At 63.6% G+C, this 15,924-nt stretch carries 13 protein-coding genes; all 13 read left to right on the top strand.

Annotated elements, in window-relative coordinates:
- Positions 1 to 9: 9 nt before the first annotated feature.
- The 13 genes from bioB to hutG all read left to right on the top strand — a co-directional run bounded on the left by bioB (position 10) and on the right by hutG (position 15,915).
- Complete coding sequence (gene bioB, locus GV002_RS19915; RefSeq protein ID WP_160019988.1) at positions 10 to 1,068, top strand: biotin synthase BioB; 1,059 nt, start codon at positions 10 to 12, stop codon at positions 1,066 to 1,068.
- Between the two features lie 92 nt (positions 1,069 to 1,160).
- Positions 1,161 to 2,330: an 8-amino-7-oxononanoate synthase gene (gene bioF / locus GV002_RS19910; RefSeq protein WP_160019987.1), complete on the top strand. Its 1,170-nt coding sequence runs from the start codon at positions 1,161 to 1,163 to the stop codon at positions 2,328 to 2,330.
- Positions 2,323 to 3,045 carry an alpha/beta fold hydrolase gene (locus GV002_RS19905; RefSeq protein ID WP_160019986.1) on the top strand — a complete coding sequence of 241 codons (723 nt, stop codon included), beginning with the start codon at positions 2,323 to 2,325 and terminating at the stop codon, positions 3,043 to 3,045. Before bioF ends, GV002_RS19905 begins: the two co-directional genes overlap by 8 nt.
- 19 nt (positions 3,046 to 3,064) lie before the next feature.
- The gene (gene bioC / locus GV002_RS19900) at positions 3,065 to 3,898 is read left to right on the top strand and encodes a malonyl-ACP O-methyltransferase BioC (RefSeq protein ID WP_160020212.1); all 834 of its coding nucleotides are present in this window, start codon (positions 3,065 to 3,067) and stop codon (positions 3,896 to 3,898) included.
- Between the two features lie 59 nt (positions 3,899 to 3,957).
- Positions 3,958 to 4,644, top strand: coding sequence for a dethiobiotin synthase (gene bioD / locus GV002_RS19895; protein ID WP_160019985.1), 687 nt, complete (start codon positions 3,958 to 3,960; stop codon positions 4,642 to 4,644).
- A 99-nt stretch (positions 4,645 to 4,743) separates the two neighbouring features.
- Positions 4,744 to 5,043, top strand: coding sequence for a hypothetical protein (locus GV002_RS19890; RefSeq protein ID WP_160019984.1), 300 nt, complete (start codon positions 4,744 to 4,746; stop codon positions 5,041 to 5,043).
- Positions 5,044 to 5,097: 54 nt separating this feature from the next.
- Entirely contained in the window at positions 5,098 to 5,835 is a 738-nt protein-coding gene (locus GV002_RS19885; RefSeq protein ID WP_160019983.1) for a putative metalloprotease CJM1_0395 family protein, read from the top strand.
- Between the two features lie 169 nt (positions 5,836 to 6,004).
- A complete protein-coding gene (locus tag GV002_RS19880; RefSeq protein WP_108233804.1) occupies positions 6,005 to 7,810 on the top strand; it encodes a phenylacyl-CoA dehydrogenase in 1,806 nt (601 codons plus the stop codon).
- A gap of 130 nt (positions 7,811 to 7,940) precedes the next feature.
- Positions 7,941 to 9,260 (top strand): GGDEF domain-containing protein, encoded by a 1,320-nt coding sequence (locus GV002_RS19875; protein ID WP_372241840.1) that lies wholly within the window; start codon positions 7,941 to 7,943, stop codon positions 9,258 to 9,260.
- A 164-nt stretch (positions 9,261 to 9,424) separates the two neighbouring features.
- On the top strand, positions 9,425 to 11,203 hold the full coding sequence (locus tag GV002_RS19870; RefSeq protein ID WP_160019982.1) for an acyl-CoA dehydrogenase C-terminal domain-containing protein: 1,779 nt from the start codon (positions 9,425 to 9,427) through the stop codon (positions 11,201 to 11,203).
- Positions 11,204 to 11,408: 205 nt separating this feature from the next.
- Positions 11,409 to 13,469, top strand: a complete 2,061-nt coding sequence (locus GV002_RS19865) for a TonB-dependent receptor (RefSeq protein WP_160019981.1) — start codon at positions 11,409 to 11,411, stop codon at positions 13,467 to 13,469.
- Positions 13,470 to 13,751: 282 nt separating this feature from the next.
- The gene (gene hutI / locus GV002_RS19860) at positions 13,752 to 14,990 is read left to right on the top strand and encodes an imidazolonepropionase (protein ID WP_160019980.1); all 1,239 of its coding nucleotides are present in this window, start codon (positions 13,752 to 13,754) and stop codon (positions 14,988 to 14,990) included.
- Positions 14,980 to 15,915 carry a formimidoylglutamase gene (gene hutG, locus GV002_RS19855; RefSeq protein WP_160019979.1) on the top strand — a complete coding sequence of 312 codons (936 nt, stop codon included), beginning with the start codon at positions 14,980 to 14,982 and terminating at the stop codon, positions 15,913 to 15,915. Before hutI ends, hutG begins: the two co-directional genes overlap by 11 nt.
- The last annotated feature ends 9 nt before the right edge of the window (positions 15,916 to 15,924 follow it).

Raw genomic sequence — 15,924 nt, 5'->3', positions numbered from 1 at the left:
ACTTCTCAGATGAGCGCAACCGCTGCAATCACCACCCGCCACGACTGGAGCCTCGCCGAGGTTCGCGCGCTGTTCGAGCAGCCTTTCAACGACCTGCTGTTCCAGGCGCAAAGCGTGCATCGCCAGCACTTCGATGCCAACCGCGTACAGGTCTCGACCCTGCTGTCGATCAAGACCGGTGCCTGCCCGGAAGACTGCAAGTACTGCCCGCAGTCCGGCCACTACAACACCGGCCTGGACAAGGAAAAACTGATGGAAGTGCAGAAGGTGCTGGAGGCGGCCGCCGAGGCCAAGGCCATCGGTTCCACGCGCTTCTGCATGGGCGCGGCGTGGAAACATCCATCCGTCAAGGACATGCCCTACGTATTGGAGATGGTCAAAGGCGTGAAGAAGCTCGGCCTGGAAACCTGCATGACCCTCGGTCGTCTCGATCAGGAGCAGACCCAGGCGCTGGCCGAAGCGGGGCTGGACTACTACAACCACAACCTCGATACCTCGCCGGAGTTCTACGGCAACATCATCACCACCCGCACCTACGGCGAGCGCCTGCAGACCCTGGCCTACGTGCGCGAAGCGGGGATGAAGATCTGTTCTGGCGGCATTCTCGGCATGGGGGAGTCGGTTGACGACCGCGCTGGGCTGCTGATCCAGCTGGCGAATCTGCCGGAGCATCCGGAAAGCGTGCCGATCAACATGCTGGTCAAGGTCAAGGGCACGCCGCTGGCCGAGGAGAAGGACGTCGACCCGTTCGATTTCATCCGCACCCTGGCCGTGGCGCGGATCATGATGCCCAGGTCCCACGTGCGCCTGTCCGCGGGCCGCGAAGCGATGAATGAGCAGATGCAGGCCCTGGCCTTCATGGCTGGCGCCAACTCGATCTTCTATGGCGAGAAGCTGCTGACCACCGCCAACCCGCAGGCGGACAAGGACATGGCCCTGTTCAAGCGCCTCGGTATCAAACCCGAAGAGCGCGAAGAGCATGCCGATGAGGTGCACCAGGCGGCCATCGAGCAGGCGCTGGTCGAGCAGCGCGATTCCAAGCTGTTCTACAACGCCGCTTCGGCCTAAACCGCTGTTTATGTAGGGGCCAGCTTGCTGGCGATTGCCGTTGATCGCCGAGACGTCGGACAGCGGCAAGTCGGTTCCTACAGGGTATGCATATGCCTTTCGATTTATCCGCCCGCCTGGCCGAGCGTCAGGCCGTCGATCTGTTCCGCCAGCGCCCGCTGTTGCAGACCCCACAGGGGCCGCAGGTGCGCGCGGACGATCAGGAACTGCTGGCTTTCTGTTCCAACGACTATCTCGGCCTGGCCAACCACCCCGAGGTGATTTGTGCCATGCAGCAGGGCGCGGAAAAATGGGGCGTCGGTGGCGGTGCCTCGCATCTGGTTATCGGCCACAGCACGCCGCACCATGAACTTGAAGAAGCATTGGCCGAGTTCACCGGCAGGCCGCGTGCGTTGCTGTTCTCTACCGGTTACATGGCCAACCTGGCGGTCGTCACCGCCTTGCTCGGGCAGGGCGACAGCGTGCTGCAGGACCGTCTCAACCACGCCTCGCTGCTCGATGCCGGCCTGCTTTGTGGCGCGCGGTTCTCGCGCTACCTGCACAACGATGCAGTCAGCTTGGCCAACCGCCTGCGCAAGGCTACAGGCAACTGTCTGGTGGTCACCGATGGCGTGTTCAGCATGGACGGCGATCTGGCCGATCTGCCGGCATTGTGTGCCGAGGCGCGTGCCACGCAGGCCTGGGTAATGGTCGATGACGCCCATGGCTTCGGCCCACTGGGCGCCACCGGCGGCGGTATCGTCGAGCACTTCGGTCTGGGCCAGGATGACGTGCAGGTGCTGGTCGGTACGCTGGGCAAGGCCTTTGGTACCGCCGGCGCATTCGTCGCCGGCAGCGAGGAACTGATCGAGACCCTGATCCAGTTCGCCCGCCCCTACATCTACACCACCAGTCAGCCGCCGGCCGTGGCTTGCGCCACGCTGAAAAGCCTGGAGCTGCTGCGCAGCGAAAGCTGGCGTCGTGAGCATCTGAACCGACTGATCGCACGCTTTCGTCAGGGCGCTGCCGAAATCGGCCTGAGCTTGATGGACAGTCCCACGCCGATTCAGCCGATTCTGGTGGGCGACAGCGCGCGGGCGCTGAAACTCTCGTCCCTGCTCAAGGATCGCGGCCTGCTGGTCGGCGCCATCCGCCCGCCGACCGTGCCTGCCGGTAGTGCCCGCTTGCGCGTGACGCTGTCCGCTGCGCACAGCGATGCGCAGCTTGAGCTGCTGCTCGAAGCGCTTGCCGAGTGTTGGCCACAGGTGCAGATCGATGCGTGAGACGCTGATTCTGTTGCCGGGCTGGGGCCTGAACGGCGCCGTACTGCAACCGCTGGCCGAGGCGCTGGGTAGCGATATGCAGGTGCAGGTGCCGGCCCTGCCGCGACTGAGCAGTGCGGCGGCGGCCGATTGGCTCGACGAGCTGGATACGCGCTTGCCACATGACTGCTGGCTGGCCGGCTGGTCGCTTGGCGGCATGTTGGCGGCAGCCCTGGCTGCACGTCGTGGCGAGCGCTGCCGTGGCCTGATCACCCTGGCCAGCAACGCCTGTTTCGTCGCCAGCGATGCCTGGCCGCCGGCAATGCCGGCGCAGACTTACGCAGCCTTCTATCAGGACTGCCAGGAGAATGCTGGCGCGACCCTCAAGCGCTTCGCCATGCTCTGTGCCCAGGGCAGCGCCGACACACGCGGCCTGTCACGACAGCTGCAGAACCATCTGGCGTCCAGCGACGAGCCATCCTTGCTGGCCGGGCTGCGCTTGCTGGCGACTCTCGACAATCGCGTGGCGCTGGCGGCTTTCACCGGGCCGCAATTGCACCTGCTGGCCGAGCAGGATGCGCTGGTGCCGGCTGCAGCGGGTGATGCGCTGCTGGCGCTGTTGCCAACGGGTGAGGTGGACGTGCTGGAAGATTGTGGTCACGCCTTCGTACTCCACCAGGCGGATGCTCTGGCGGCCTTGATGCTCGATTTCATCTGCGAGGCCAATGATGTCTGAGCTGCGTGGGGTACGTGGTATGGACCCGCTTTACCAATCCCTTGGTGCGCACAGCGCACCCTGCGGTGATGCGGCGTTACCGGACAAGCGCCAGGTCGCCGCGTCGTTTTCCCGCGCGGCAGAAAGCTACGATGCGGTGGCCGAGTTACAGCGCAACGTCGGCACCCAGCTGCTGGTGCGTTTGCCGGCCTCGCTGCAGCCGCGTCATTGGCTGGACCTGGGCTGCGGCACGGGCTATTTCACCCGCGCTCTGGCCGAGCGTTATGCACAAGGCGAAGGGCTGGCGGTGGATATCGCCGAAGGCATGCTGCGTCATGCCAGGCCTCAAGGTGGCGCTGCTCATTTCATCGCTGGCGATGCCGAGGCTCTGCCGCTGCAAGGTGACAGCGTCGACCTGATGTTCTCCAGCCTGGCGCTGCAATGGTGTGCCGATTTCCCGAACGTGTTGAGCGAAGCGCAGCGGGTGCTGCGCCCCGGTGGTGTGCTGGCGTTTTCCAGCCTGTGCGTCGGCACCCTGCAAGAGCTGCGTGACAGTTGGCTGGCGGTCGATTGTTTCGTCCACGTCAATCGCTTTCGCCGCTTCGAGGATTACCAGCAGATATGTGCGGTCAGCGGCCTGCAACCGCTGATGTTACAGCGCCAGGCCGAGGTGCTGCACTTCGCGGATCTGCGCAGCCTGACCACCTCGCTCAAGGATCTCGGCGCGCACAACCTCAACCCGGGACGACCGGGCGGGTTGACCGGGCGCTCACGCATTCGCGCGCTGATCGAGGCCTACGAGCGTTTTCGCCAGACGCAAGGGCTGCCGGCGACCTATCAGGTGGTGTACGGCGTGCTGCAGAAACCTTCATAGGAACGAGCCTCGCTCGCCAAAAAGCTTCGCGAGCAGAGCTCGCTCCCACGGGGGATCAGATGACCCAAGCCTACTTCGTCACCGGAACGGACACCGAAATCGGCAAGACCACTATCGCCGCTGGCCTGCTCCATGCGGCGCGCCAGCAGGGTCTGAGCACCGTAGCGGCCAAGCCGGTCGCTTCCGGTTGCATGCGAACCGCCGACGGATTGCGCAACGACGACGCGCTGGCCTTGCTCGCCCAGTGTTCGTTGCCGCTGCGCTACGACGAGGTCAACCCACTGGCCTTCGAGCCGGCCATTGCCCCGCATCTGGCAGCCCGTGAGGTAGACGTCAAACTGGATGTTGCCAGCCTGCTGCCGCCGGTACAGGCGATTCTGGCCAAGGGTGCAGACTTCTCGCTGGTGGAGGGCGCGGGTGGTTGGCGTGTGCCGCTGGCCGGCGAGGAAAACCTGTCGGACCTGGCCATGGCGCTGGGTATCCCGGTGATTCTGGTGGTGGGTGTGCGCCTGGGCTGCATCAACCATGCATTGCTCAGTGCCGAAGCCATCGAGCGGGACGGGCTCAGGCTGGCCGGCTGGGTGGCCAATATCGTCGAGCCGAAGACCTCACGCCTGGAGGAGAATCTCGCCACCCTCAGCGAGCGGCTACCAGCGCCGTGCCTGGGGCGGGTGCCGCACCTGGGCAAAGCGACGGCCGCAGCAGTAGCGGAACACCTCAATCTCGAGTTGTTGGCAGACTGGTAATAAACAGTAAAGTGACCATAGCCTTTTGCCTGTACGTTTTTTAGCCGTTTTCTGCTTCAATACCCGCCATTAGGTTCTACATCCCTCAGGGGGCTGCCGATGGAAATCTCCGCCAACGCATTCAATTCGGGTTTGAACGGTATTCAGGCCGGGCAACGCCGTGTCGAACAGGCAGCCGCTGGTATCGCCAGCAACACCATCAACCCCTCTCAGCAGGCCACCCAGACCCCGCCGCAGAACCAGGTCAACCCGAGCTCAGAGATTTCCGAGCGTAGCCGTCCCGACCTGACCGAAAGCCTCGTTGCGTTGCGCGTCGGTGAAAACGAAGTGCGCGCCAACGCGCGCGTCGTCGACACGGCTGACGAGGTCCTGGGCACCTTGATCGATACCCGCGCTTAAATCGTCTCAGCGCGGCCGCGCGGATGCGGCCAGCAGCGGGGCAGGAGGGCGCTCATGCAGATCGGCAGTAGCCTGCCACCTTTCACCCCCGCGCCGTCCGCCAGTTCGGCGAGACCGCTGTCGTCCGATGTTTCCCCTGATATTGCCCGTGCCGACCAGGCGCCTGTCGCCGCGCCACAGGAGCAGCAGGCCGACTCCGCTGCCTCCGGCCGAGAAGAGGCGGATCGCGATACCAACTCATCGACGCGCGCAGGCGAGCCCGAGCCAAGCCCTCAGGAGCAGCGCCAGCAGCAGCTGGAAATCGCCGATCTCGTGCAACGTGACCGCGAGGTGCGCACCCACGAGCAGGCGCACGCTGCTGTGGGCGGGCAATACGCCGGTGCGCCCACCTACAGCTTCAAACGCGGCCCTGATGGGCAGCGATACGCCGTTTCCGGTGAAGTCAGCATCGATACCGCTCCCGTCCCCAACGATCCCGAAGCGACGCTGCGCAAGATGGAAATCGTCCTGCGTGCAGCGCTCGCGCCCATCGAACCTTCCCCGCAGGACCTGCGTGTAGCTGCTCTGGCTCAGTCGCAGGCGGCGCAGGCGCGCGTCGAACTGGCCGAGCAGCGACGAGAAGAAGCTACCAACGCCATCGAGCAGCGCAAGGCGCGTGACCAAGCCAGACAAGCGGATGAGCAGCCCGCCGAGCAGTCGCAGCAGGCTCTGCCGCCAGCGCCTAATCTTGATCTGTATCGGCGTCTGGGCGAGTTGCCGGCGCCGGAGCCTCGCATCGATCTGGTCGCGTAGTCGGCCGATTGGCAGCGCTTGACAAGGGGTTGGCGTAAACGTATGTTTCAAACGCCTGTTTGATTGCTTTGGCCGCAACCGCGCGGCCAGGCAGCCGGGACTGATCCCGAGAGCGACCGCCAAGACGGTCACCCCAACTACTAGGAATCCACCGCAGAGGTTTACCGTTATGCCTGACTACAAGGCCCCCTTGCGTGACATTCGTTTCGTTCGTGACGAGCTGCTGGGTTATGAAGCGCACTACCAGAGCCTGCCTGGCTGCCAGGACGCCACTCCGGACATGGTCGATGCCATCCTCGAAGAAGGCGCCAAGTTCTGCGAGCAGGTGCTGTCGCCGCTGAACCGTGTGGGTGACACCGAGGGTTGCACCTGGAGCGAATCCGGCGTGAAAACCCCGACCGGCTTCAAAGAGGCTTATCAGCAGTTCGTCGAAGGCGGCTGGCCGAGCCTGGCGCATGACGTCGAGCACGGTGGCCAAGGTCTGCCTGAGTCGCTCGGCCTGGCCATCAGCGAGATGGTTGGTTCGGCCAACTGGTCCTGGGGCATGTACCCGGGTCTGAGCCATGGCGCGATGAACACCATCGGTGCTCACGGTACCGACGAGCAGAAGCACACCTACCTGACCAAACTGGTTTCCGGCGAGTGGACCGGCACCATGTGCCTGACCGAGCCGCATTGCGGCACCGATCTGGGCATGCTGCGTACCAAGGCCGAACCGCAGGCCGACGGCAGCTACAAGGTCTCCGGTACCAAGATCTTCATTTCCGCTGGTGAGCACGACATGGCCGACAACATCGTCCATATCGTTCTGGCCCGCCTGCCCGATGCACCGGCTGGCACCAAAGGCATTTCGCTGTTCATCGTGCCGAAGTTCCTGCCCAATGCTGAAGGCGGCGTAGGCGAGCGCAACGCCGTTTCCTGTGGTTCCATCGAGCACAAGATGGGCATCCACGGTAACGCCACCTGCGTGATGAACTTCGACGGTGCTACCGGCTATCTGATTGGCCCGGCCAACAAAGGCCTGAACTGCATGTTCACCTTCATGAACACCGCTCGTCTGGGTACCGCGCTGCAAGGTCTGGCCCATGCCGAAGTCGGCTTCCAGGGTGGCATCAAGTACGCTCGCGAGCGTCTGCAGATGCGTTCGCTGACTGGCCCGAAAGCGCCGGAAAAAGCCGCTGACCCGATCATCGTGCATCCAGACGTGCGTCGCATGCTGCTGACCATGAAGGCGTTCGCCGAAGGCAACCGCGCCATGGTCTACTTCACCGCCAAGCAGGTGGACATCGTCCAGCACAGCCAGGACGAAGAAGAGAAGAAAGCCGCCGACGAACTGCTGGCTTTCCTGACGCCGATCGCCAAGGCCTTCATGACCGAAGTGGGCTTCGAAGCCGCTTCCCACGGCATGCAGATCTACGGTGGCCACGGCTTCATCAGCGAGTGGGGCATGGAGCAGAACCTGCGCGACTGCCGCATCTCGATGATGTACGAAGGCACTACCGGCGTTCAGGCGCTCGACCTGCTGGGCCGCAAGGTGCTGATGACTCAGGGCGGCGCTCTGAAGAACTTCACCAAGATCGTCCACAAGTTCTGCCAGGCCAACGAAGGCAACGATTCCGTCAAGGAATTCGTCGAGCCGCTGGCCAAGCTGAACAAGGAGTGGGGCGACATCACCATGAAGATCGGCATGGCCGCGATGAAAGATCGCGAAGAAGTCGGTGCCGCCTCCGTGGACTACCTGATGTACTCCGGCTACGCCTGCCTGGCCTACTTCTGGGCCGACATGGCGCGTCTGGCTGCCGAGAAGCTGGCTGCCGGTACTGATGACGAGGCTTTCTACAAGGCCAAGCTGCAGACCGCTCGCTTCTACTTCGCGCGCATCCTGCCGCGCACCCGTACGCATGTCGAAGCCATGCTGTCGGGCGCCAGCAACCTGATGGAGATGGAAGAAGAGCACTTCGCTCTGGGCTTCTAAGACTGGCTCTGAGCCATCTCTTTCGGTTGAATCACAACGCCGCCCCTCGGGGCGGCGTTGTCGTTTTTGCGCCGGGCACTGAAGGGAATGTCGCATCCTGTCGCTGTTTTCAAGCGTCTAAGCAGGCAGAATGCCTTCATCTCTCGCAAAGGATATCAGCGTGATCCGTCCGGCCAATCTGCGCCTCAGTCATTTCTTCTCGTCGCTGCCCTTGCTGGCCGGTGGGATCGTGGCTGCTCTGCTGCCGGTGCTGAGCGAGTTCTTCATTTCCCTGTTCAACGTATTACCGACACTGCTGTTACTGCTCGGCGGTGCGTTCTGCCTGGTCTATGGCCGTCAGCGGGAAGTTTTCCTGCTGCTGGCGCTGTATGTCGGCTACTTCCTGCTGGATATCCAGGTCGATCACTTTCGTGACAACGGCCAGGTACGGGGCGACGCGGCTCTGGTCTTCCATCTGATCTGCCTGTTGCTGCCGCTGCTTTACGCCCTCTACGGCTGCTGGGAGGAGCGCTCGCACCTGGCGCAGGACATGCTCGCTCGCGCCCTGGTCCTGCTGGCAGTCAGCGCGGTGGCCTTCGGCCTGGCGCGCCGTTATCCACAGGGTATCGCCGACTGGCTGGCACAGATTCACTGGCCGTCGCTGCATGGCGCCTGGATGAACCTGGCGCAACTGGTCTATCTGGCGTTCCTGCTCGCTTTCATCGCTCTGTCAGTGCAGTACCTGCGCAAGCCCAGGCCGCTGCATGCGGCGCAATTGGTGGGGCTGTGCGGTCTGCTGTGGATGTTGCCGCAGGTGTTCATCCTGGCCAACGCGTTGCAGGTGATGATCAGCATGGTGATGCTCATGCTGGTGGCTGCCGTGGCGCACGAGGCCTACCAGATGGCCTTCCGTGACGAGCTCACCGGGCTGCCTGGCCGGCGTGCGCTCAACGAGCGCCTGCAGCGCCTGGGGCGCGACTATGTGATCGCCATGGTCGACGTCGATCACTTCAAGAAATTCAACGATACCCACGGCCATGATGTGGGGGATCAGGTGTTGCGTCTGGTCGCCGGTCAACTGCGCAAGGTTGGCGGTGGCGGCAAGGCCTATCGCTATGGCGGTGAGGAGTTCACCTTGCTGTTTCCCGGCAAGAGTGTGGAGCAATCTCTACCGCACATCGAGGCAGTACGTCTGTCCATCGAGCAGTACCGCATGCAACTGCGTGATCCGCAAAGCCGCCCGCGTGATGACCGTGAAGGCAAGCAGCGCCGGGCCGGCAAGGCCGCCAGCGAGGTGTCGGTGACCGTGAGCATGGGCGTCGCCGAGCGTCAGGCCGAGCAGCGCACGCCGCAGGAAGTGATCAAGGAGGCGGACAAGGCGCTTTACAGCGCCAAGGCCGCAGGACGCAATTGCATCCGTAGCTCCGGACAGCGTCGCGGGGCCGTCAAGCTGGCCTCCGGGAGTGAATAACGGCGCTGGCAGACGAGCGGTCGGCAGGGGCTTTCCTTGTCCTCGGTCAATCAGATAGTTAGTGACCTGGCGTGAACTATTGGTCACAACAAGACCCTATGTGTCTATAAAGTTGTTCAAGTAAACTCGGTCCTCTCACGTAAGTCCGTTTTTGAGGATGTGTCATGGCCGATTACAAAGCCCCCTTGCGCGACATGCGCTTCGTGCTCAATGAAGTATTCGAAGTCTCCAAGCTCTGGGCCGAGCTACCGGCCCTGGCCGAGGTGGTCGATGCCGATACCGCCAGCGCCATCCTGGAAGAAGCTGGCAAGGTCACCGCAGGCAGCATCGCCCCGCTGAACCGCAGTGGTGACGAAGAAGGCTGCTCCTGGGACAACGGTGCGGTGAAAACCCCGGCCGGTTTCCCCGAGGCCTACCAGACCTACGCCGAGGGTGGCTGGGTCGGTGTCGGCGGTTCGCCGGAGTTCGGCGGCATGGGCATGCCCAAGGTGATTGGCGCCCAGGTCGAGGAGATGGTCAATTCGGCCAACCTGTCCTTCGGTCTGTATCCGATGCTGACCGCCGGCGCCTGCCTGTCGATCCTCAACCACGCCAGTGAAGAGCTGAAGGCGCAGTACCTGCCGAACATGTACGCAGGTGTCTGGGCCGGCTCCATGTGCCTGACCGAGCCGCACGCCGGCACCGACCTGGGCATCATCCGCACCAAGGCCGAACCTCAGGCAGATGGCAGCTACAGGATCAGCGGCACCAAGATCTTCATCACCGGCGGTGAGCACGATCTGACCGAGAACATCATCCACCTGGTGCTGGCCAAGCTGCCCGACGCGCCGGCCGGGCCGAAAGGTATCTCGCTGTTCATCGTGCCCAAGGTGATGGTCAATGCCGACGGCTCCCTCGGTGAGAAAAACGCGCTGGGCTGCGGCTCCATCGAGCACAAGATGGGCATCAAGGCTTCGGCCACCTGCGTGATGAACTTCGACGGCGCCACCGGTTACCTGGTCGGCGAAGTGAACAAGGGCCTCAATGCCATGTTCACCATGATGAACTACGAGCGTCTGGGCGTTGGCATCCAGGGCCTGGCGCTGGGCGAGCGCAGCTACCAGAGCGCCATCGAGTATGCCCGCGAGCGCATCCAGAGCCGCGCGCCGACCGGCCCGGTGGCCAAGGACAAAGCGGCCGACCCGATCATCGTGCATCCAGACGTACGCCGCATGCTGCTGACCATGAAGGCGCTGAACGAGGGCGGCCGGGCCTTCTCCAGCTATGTCGCCATGCAGCTGGACACCGCCAAGTACAGCGAGGACAAGGAAATCGCCAAGCGCGCCGATGAGCTGGTGGCGCTGCTGACCCCGGTGGCCAAGGCCTTCCTCACCGACATGGCGCTGGAAACCACCGTGCATGGCCAGCAGATCTTCGGTGGCCACGGCTTCATCCGTGAGTGGGGCCAGGAGCAGCTTGTTCGGGATTGCCGTATCACCCAGATCTACGAAGGCACCAATGGCATCCAGTCGCTGGACCTGATGGGGCGCAAGATCGTTGGCAGCGGTGGCAGCTTCTACAAGCATCTGGCCGACGAGATCAAAGGCTTCATCGCTGCGGCCGATGCCAATCTCGACGAGTTCACCAAGCCACTGGCAGCCGCCGTGCAGAACCTTGATGAGTTGACTGCCTGGGTACTGGATCGTGCGAAGAACAACCCCAACGAGATCGGAGCGGCCTCGGTGGAGTACCTGCAGGTGTTCGGCTACACCGCCTATGCCTACATGTGGGCCTTGATGGCACGTGCTGCGCTGGGCAAGGAAGCGCAGGACGAGTTCTACGCCAGCAAGCTGGGCACCGCGCGCTTCTACTTCGCTCGCCTACTGCCGCGCATTCACTCGCTGAGTGCGTCGGTCAAGGCCGGTAGCGAGTCGCTGTATCTGCTGGATGCTGCGCAGTTCTGACGTTCAGTCGCGTTCGATGAAAGCCCCGGCCAGCGTGCCGGGGTTTTTGTTTCAGAAGCAAATGCGAAAGGAGTCATTGGCAGGCTCGATTGCATTCTCGATAATGATCTGTAAGCGTTATGGTATAACGTTGCCTATCGAATGTTTACCGTTCGACACGCCATTGCGTCAGCGCGCGCATTATTTGATCTGCCCAGAGGTTTTCATGAAGGTGTCCCGCCATCCATTGGCTTGGGCCGTTGCTGTCGGTCTGTTGCCTGCTGTTCCAGTTCTTGCTGCTAATCAGCCGGTCGAGTTGGAGTCCACCGTAATCAGTGCCAGCCCATTGGCGGGTTCCGCCGCCCGAATGACCACGCCGGCCGCCGTGCTTGAAGGCGACGAGCTGATCGAGCGGCGTCAGGCGACGCTGGGCGGTACGCTGGACCTGCTGCCCGGTGTGCGCGGCAGTTCATTCGGCGCGGGCGCCAGTCGTCCGGTGATCCGGGGACAGGATGGTGCGCGGGTCAAGGTGCTTTCCGACGGCGTCGATGTGCTCGATGCTTCGACCATCAGCCCGGACCATGCGGTCACTGTCGAGCCCATGCTGATCGAGCGTATCGAGGTGCTCAAGGGGCCGGCCACCCTGCTTTACGGCGGTGGTGCCATCGGTGGCGTGGTCAATATCATCGACAAGAAAATCCCGACGCAGGTTCCGGCTGATGGCTATGAAGGCGAGCTGGAGTGGCGCGGCAATACGGCGGCCAACGAAAGTGCCGGCGTGTTCGGTCTGACGGTCGGCAGCGGCAACTTCGCGGCGCGTGTCGAGGGCCTCAAGCGCAATGCCGACGAATACGAGATTCCCGGTGCCGAGGGTGATCCGCGTTCGAACAAGCAGGTCGGTTCCTACAACGATACCGAAACGGGCACGCTCGGCGGCAGTTGGGTCGGTGAGCGTGGCTATCTGGGGCTGGCGCACACCTGGCAGAAGAATCGTTACGGACTGCTGGCGCACGAGCATGCCGACTGCCACACCCATGGCCCCGGTAACTGGCACTGCGTGGATGGCCATGATCACGGGCACGGGGGCCACGACGACCACGACCACGACGACCATGGCGAAGGCGTGCCCTATATCGACATGGATCAGAAACGCTGGGACCTGCGTGGCGAGCTCAGTGACCCGTTTGCCGGTTTCGAAAGCGCACGCCTGCGTGTCGGCCACAGCGATTACGAGCACCGCGAAATTGAGGGGGGCACTGCGTCGACGACCTTCAACAACAAGGCCACCGACGCACGTGTCGAGCTGACCCACGCGCCGGTGTTCGGCTGGCGTGGAGTGATGGGTGTGCAGACCCTGCGCCGTGACTTCGAGGCGCTGGGCGAAGAGGCCTATGTGCCGCCGACGCTGACTCGAAATCACGCGCTGTTCCTGCTCGAGGAATACAGCCTGAATGACTGGCGATATGAGCTGGGGCTGCGTCACGAGTGGCAGCGCATCGACGTCGACAGCGACCAGTCCAATGCCCGTCACCGTGGCACCTCTGTTTCCGCTGGCGCGGTCTGGACCTTCGCGCCGCAGTACTCGCTGGGCTTCTCGCTGTCGCGCTCGCAGCGCCTGCCGACCGCCGAGGAGCTGTATGCCAATGGGCCGCACGCGGCGACGCGCACCATTGAGCTGGGTAATCCGGATCTGGATGAAGAAACTGCACACAACGCCGAGCTGACCCTGCGTAAGTTCGCTGGGCGCACCACCTTTAGCCTGAGCGTCTATCGCAACCAGGTCAGCGACTATATCTACGCGGCAGACAGCGGTCATTCACCCGGTGCCGGCTATCGCGAAATCGAGTACCGGCAACACGACGCAGTGCTGACCGGTGCCGAAGGTGAGGTGCGCTTCCAGGCCACTGATGCCTTTGCCATGACCCTGTTCGGTGATCACGTGCGTGGCAAGTTGCGTCAGGGTGGCGGTGACCTGCCACGTATTCCGGCAGACCGCCTTGGTGTGCGCCTGGATCAGGCGTTCACCTCGGCCATCGACGGTCAGTTGGAGTTCTATCGGGTGCAGCGCCAGAGTGATAGCGCGGACTACGAGGGTGATACCGGCGGCTATAACATGCTCGGTGCCGGCGTCGGCTATCGCGGTAACCTCGGCCGGACCGACTACAAGGTCTATCTGCGCGGTGACAACCTGCTCGACAGCAAGGCCCGTGAACACACTTCGTTCATCAAGGATGAGGTGCTGCTACCCGGTCGCAACCTGACGCTGGGCATGCGCTTGACCTTCTGAGTGCGTTGATTGGAGGGGGCGGTGCCTTTGAATGCCGACCTGCTCCCCTCCCTCTCCTCCGTTTCGCGGCGCCGCCCTGGCGCCGTCGCCTTGTTCGACCTCCGTCCGGATGATTCGACAAGGCGTTATGTATATACAATATGGATAGTTCTCATACCTTCCCCAAGTCTCAGCAGACTTTCGTGTCCGGTTCTGTCTGATTCCGGTCTTAAGGACTGGGAGGGGCTTGACGGCGTCTGTCCTGCCTCATATTGTATATACAAATTGCAGGTGGAGGCTTCCATGTCAGTGCATTCCCATTCACGGCTGTTGTGGCGTGACGTGCAGCTCTTCGATGGGCTGATGCAGCTGGACGAGGCGATGACCGTGCTTGTCGAGAACGGCCGCATTGCCGGCCTGTGGCCGTCGCGCAGTTTCGACGAGATGCAGGCTCAGGACGCTGTCGAAGCTGGGCGCGGCGGCGTGATGACGCCTGGCCTGGTTGACTGCCACACCCACCTGATCTATGCCGGTAACCGCGCCGTCGAGTTCGAGCAGCGCCTTGAAGGCGCGAGCTACGAAGAGATCGCCCGCGCCGGTGGCGGCATTCTCAGCAGCGTGCGCGCCACTCGTGCAGCGAGCGAGGACGAACTGATCGCCGCCAGCCTGCCGCGTCTCGATGCGCTGCTGGCCGATGGTGTGACCACGGTGGAGATCAAGTCCGGCTACGGCCTGACCGTCGACAGCGAGTTGAAGATGCTGCGCGTGGCCCGCCGTCTCGGTGAACTGCGCCCGGTGCGTGTGCTGACCACGCTGCTCGGTGCCCATGCTTTGCCGCCGGAATATGCCGGGCATGCCGACGACTACGTGAGCCTGGTCTGCGAGGAGATGATTCCGGCTGCCGCCCGTGAAGGGCTCGCCGATGCAGTGGATGTGTTCTGCGAAGGCATCGGCTTTTCCCTGGCGCAGTGCGAGCGCATCTATCAGGCGGCCAAGGCGCATGGCCTGGCGATCAAGGCGCATGCCGAGCAACTGTCCAATCTCGGTGGCAGTGCCCTGGCTGCACGTTACGGCGCGCTGTCAGCCGACCATATCGAATACCTGGATGAGGACGGCGTGCGCGCCATGGCCGAGGCCGGCACAGTCGCCGTGCTGTTGCCCGGCGCCTTCCATGTGCTGCGCGAAACCCAGCTGCCGCCCATCGAGCTGCTGCGCCAGTACGGTGTGCCGATGGCCGTGGCCAGCGACGCCAACCCCGGCACCTCGCCGATCTGCATGCCCACGCTGATGGCCAACCTGGCCTGCACCCTGTTCCGGCTGACCCCGCGCGAGGCCCTGGCCGGCATGACCGCCCATGGCGCCCGCGCCCTCGGCCTGCCCGAGTTGGGGCGCATCGTCGTCGGCGCCCCGGCGGACCTGTGCCTGTGGGATATCCAGCAACCGGCCGAGTTGGCCTACGCGGTGCAAGCCGGGCGCCTGCGTCAGCGCGTGTTCAAGGGTGCTATCAGCTATGACAAAGGGGTCATCACTCATGCTCGCTGATCGTCACAGCATGGCCGCCTGGAGCGGTCGTACCGACCCGGAAAGCGACAGCGCGCGCTGGCACCAGCGCATCCGCGCACTCACTGAAGACAGTCAGCCGGGCCTGGCTCTGCTCGGCTTCGCCTGCGACGAGGGTGTGCGCCGCAACCATGGCCGCGTCGGTGCTGCCGCTGCGCCCCAGGGCGTGCGCAAGGCGCTGGCCAACCTGGCCTGGCACCGTCAGGCGCCGGCCTACGATGCTGGCGACGTCGTCTGTGAGGATGGTGACCTGGAAGCAGCACAGGCTCGCCTCGGTCGCAATGTCTGCGCGCTTTTGGATGCCGGCCACCTGCCCGTGGTTATCGGCGGCGGTCATGAGGTGGCCTTCGGTAGCTGGTCGGGACTGGCCGAACACCTGAGCGGGCAGGCCGCCCCACGTATCGGCATCGTCAACTTCGACGCGCACTTCGACCTGCGCGACCCGGCCCACATACATTCCTCCGGTACCCCCTTCGCACAGATCGCCGAACAGTGCGCGGCGCGCGGCTGGCCGTTCCGCTATGCCTGTCTGGGCGTCAGCCGCGCCAGCAACACCCGCGCGCTGTTCGCCCGCGCCGCCGAACTGGACGTGCTGGTGCGCGAGGATCACGAGATTCGTGAATCGACCCTCGATGCTATCGGCGCCGACCTGGACGCCTTCGCTGCCAATTGCGACGCGCTCTACCTGACCCTCGACATCGACGTGCTGCCGGCCTGCGAGGCGCCGGGCGTCAGCGCACCGGCCGCGCGTGGCGTGCGTCTGGAACTGCTCGAGCCGCTGCTCGAACGGCTCAAGGCCAGCGGCAAGCTGCGCCTGGCTGACCTGGCCGAGATCAATCCGCAATACGACATCGACAACCGTACCGCCAAGGTGGCGGCGCGACTGATTCATCTGCTCAGCCTCTGAGCACCGAAC

It is taken from the genome of Pseudomonas sp. 8O, from assembly GCF_902506495.1.
GTDB lineage: Bacteria > Pseudomonadota > Gammaproteobacteria > Pseudomonadales > Pseudomonadaceae > Aquipseudomonas > Aquipseudomonas chaetocerotis.
This window is presented reverse-complemented; position numbering and strand designations above follow the sequence as displayed.

Coding starts and splice junctions, on each gene's coding strand:
- bioB (WP_160019988.1), top strand. CDS start 10: ATGAGCGCAACCGCTGCAATCACCACCCGCCACGACTGGAGCCTCGCC.
- bioF (WP_160019987.1), top strand. CDS start 1,161: ATGCCTTTCGATTTATCCGCCCGCCTGGCCGAGCGTCAGGCCGTCGAT.
- GV002_RS19905 (WP_160019986.1), top strand. CDS start 2,323: ATGCGTGAGACGCTGATTCTGTTGCCGGGCTGGGGCCTGAACGGCGCC.
- bioC (WP_160020212.1), top strand. CDS start 3,065: ATGGACCCGCTTTACCAATCCCTTGGTGCGCACAGCGCACCCTGCGGT.
- bioD (WP_160019985.1), top strand. CDS start 3,958: ATGACCCAAGCCTACTTCGTCACCGGAACGGACACCGAAATCGGCAAG.
- GV002_RS19890 (WP_160019984.1), top strand. CDS start 4,744: ATGGAAATCTCCGCCAACGCATTCAATTCGGGTTTGAACGGTATTCAG.
- GV002_RS19885 (WP_160019983.1), top strand. CDS start 5,098: ATGCAGATCGGCAGTAGCCTGCCACCTTTCACCCCCGCGCCGTCCGCC.
- GV002_RS19880 (WP_108233804.1), top strand. CDS start 6,005: ATGCCTGACTACAAGGCCCCCTTGCGTGACATTCGTTTCGTTCGTGAC.
- GV002_RS19875 (WP_372241840.1), top strand. CDS start 7,941: ATGCCTTCATCTCTCGCAAAGGATATCAGCGTGATCCGTCCGGCCAAT.
- GV002_RS19870 (WP_160019982.1), top strand. CDS start 9,425: ATGGCCGATTACAAAGCCCCCTTGCGCGACATGCGCTTCGTGCTCAAT.
- GV002_RS19865 (WP_160019981.1), top strand. CDS start 11,409: ATGAAGGTGTCCCGCCATCCATTGGCTTGGGCCGTTGCTGTCGGTCTG.
- hutI (WP_160019980.1), top strand. CDS start 13,752: ATGTCAGTGCATTCCCATTCACGGCTGTTGTGGCGTGACGTGCAGCTC.
- hutG (WP_160019979.1), top strand. CDS start 14,980: ATGCTCGCTGATCGTCACAGCATGGCCGCCTGGAGCGGTCGTACCGAC.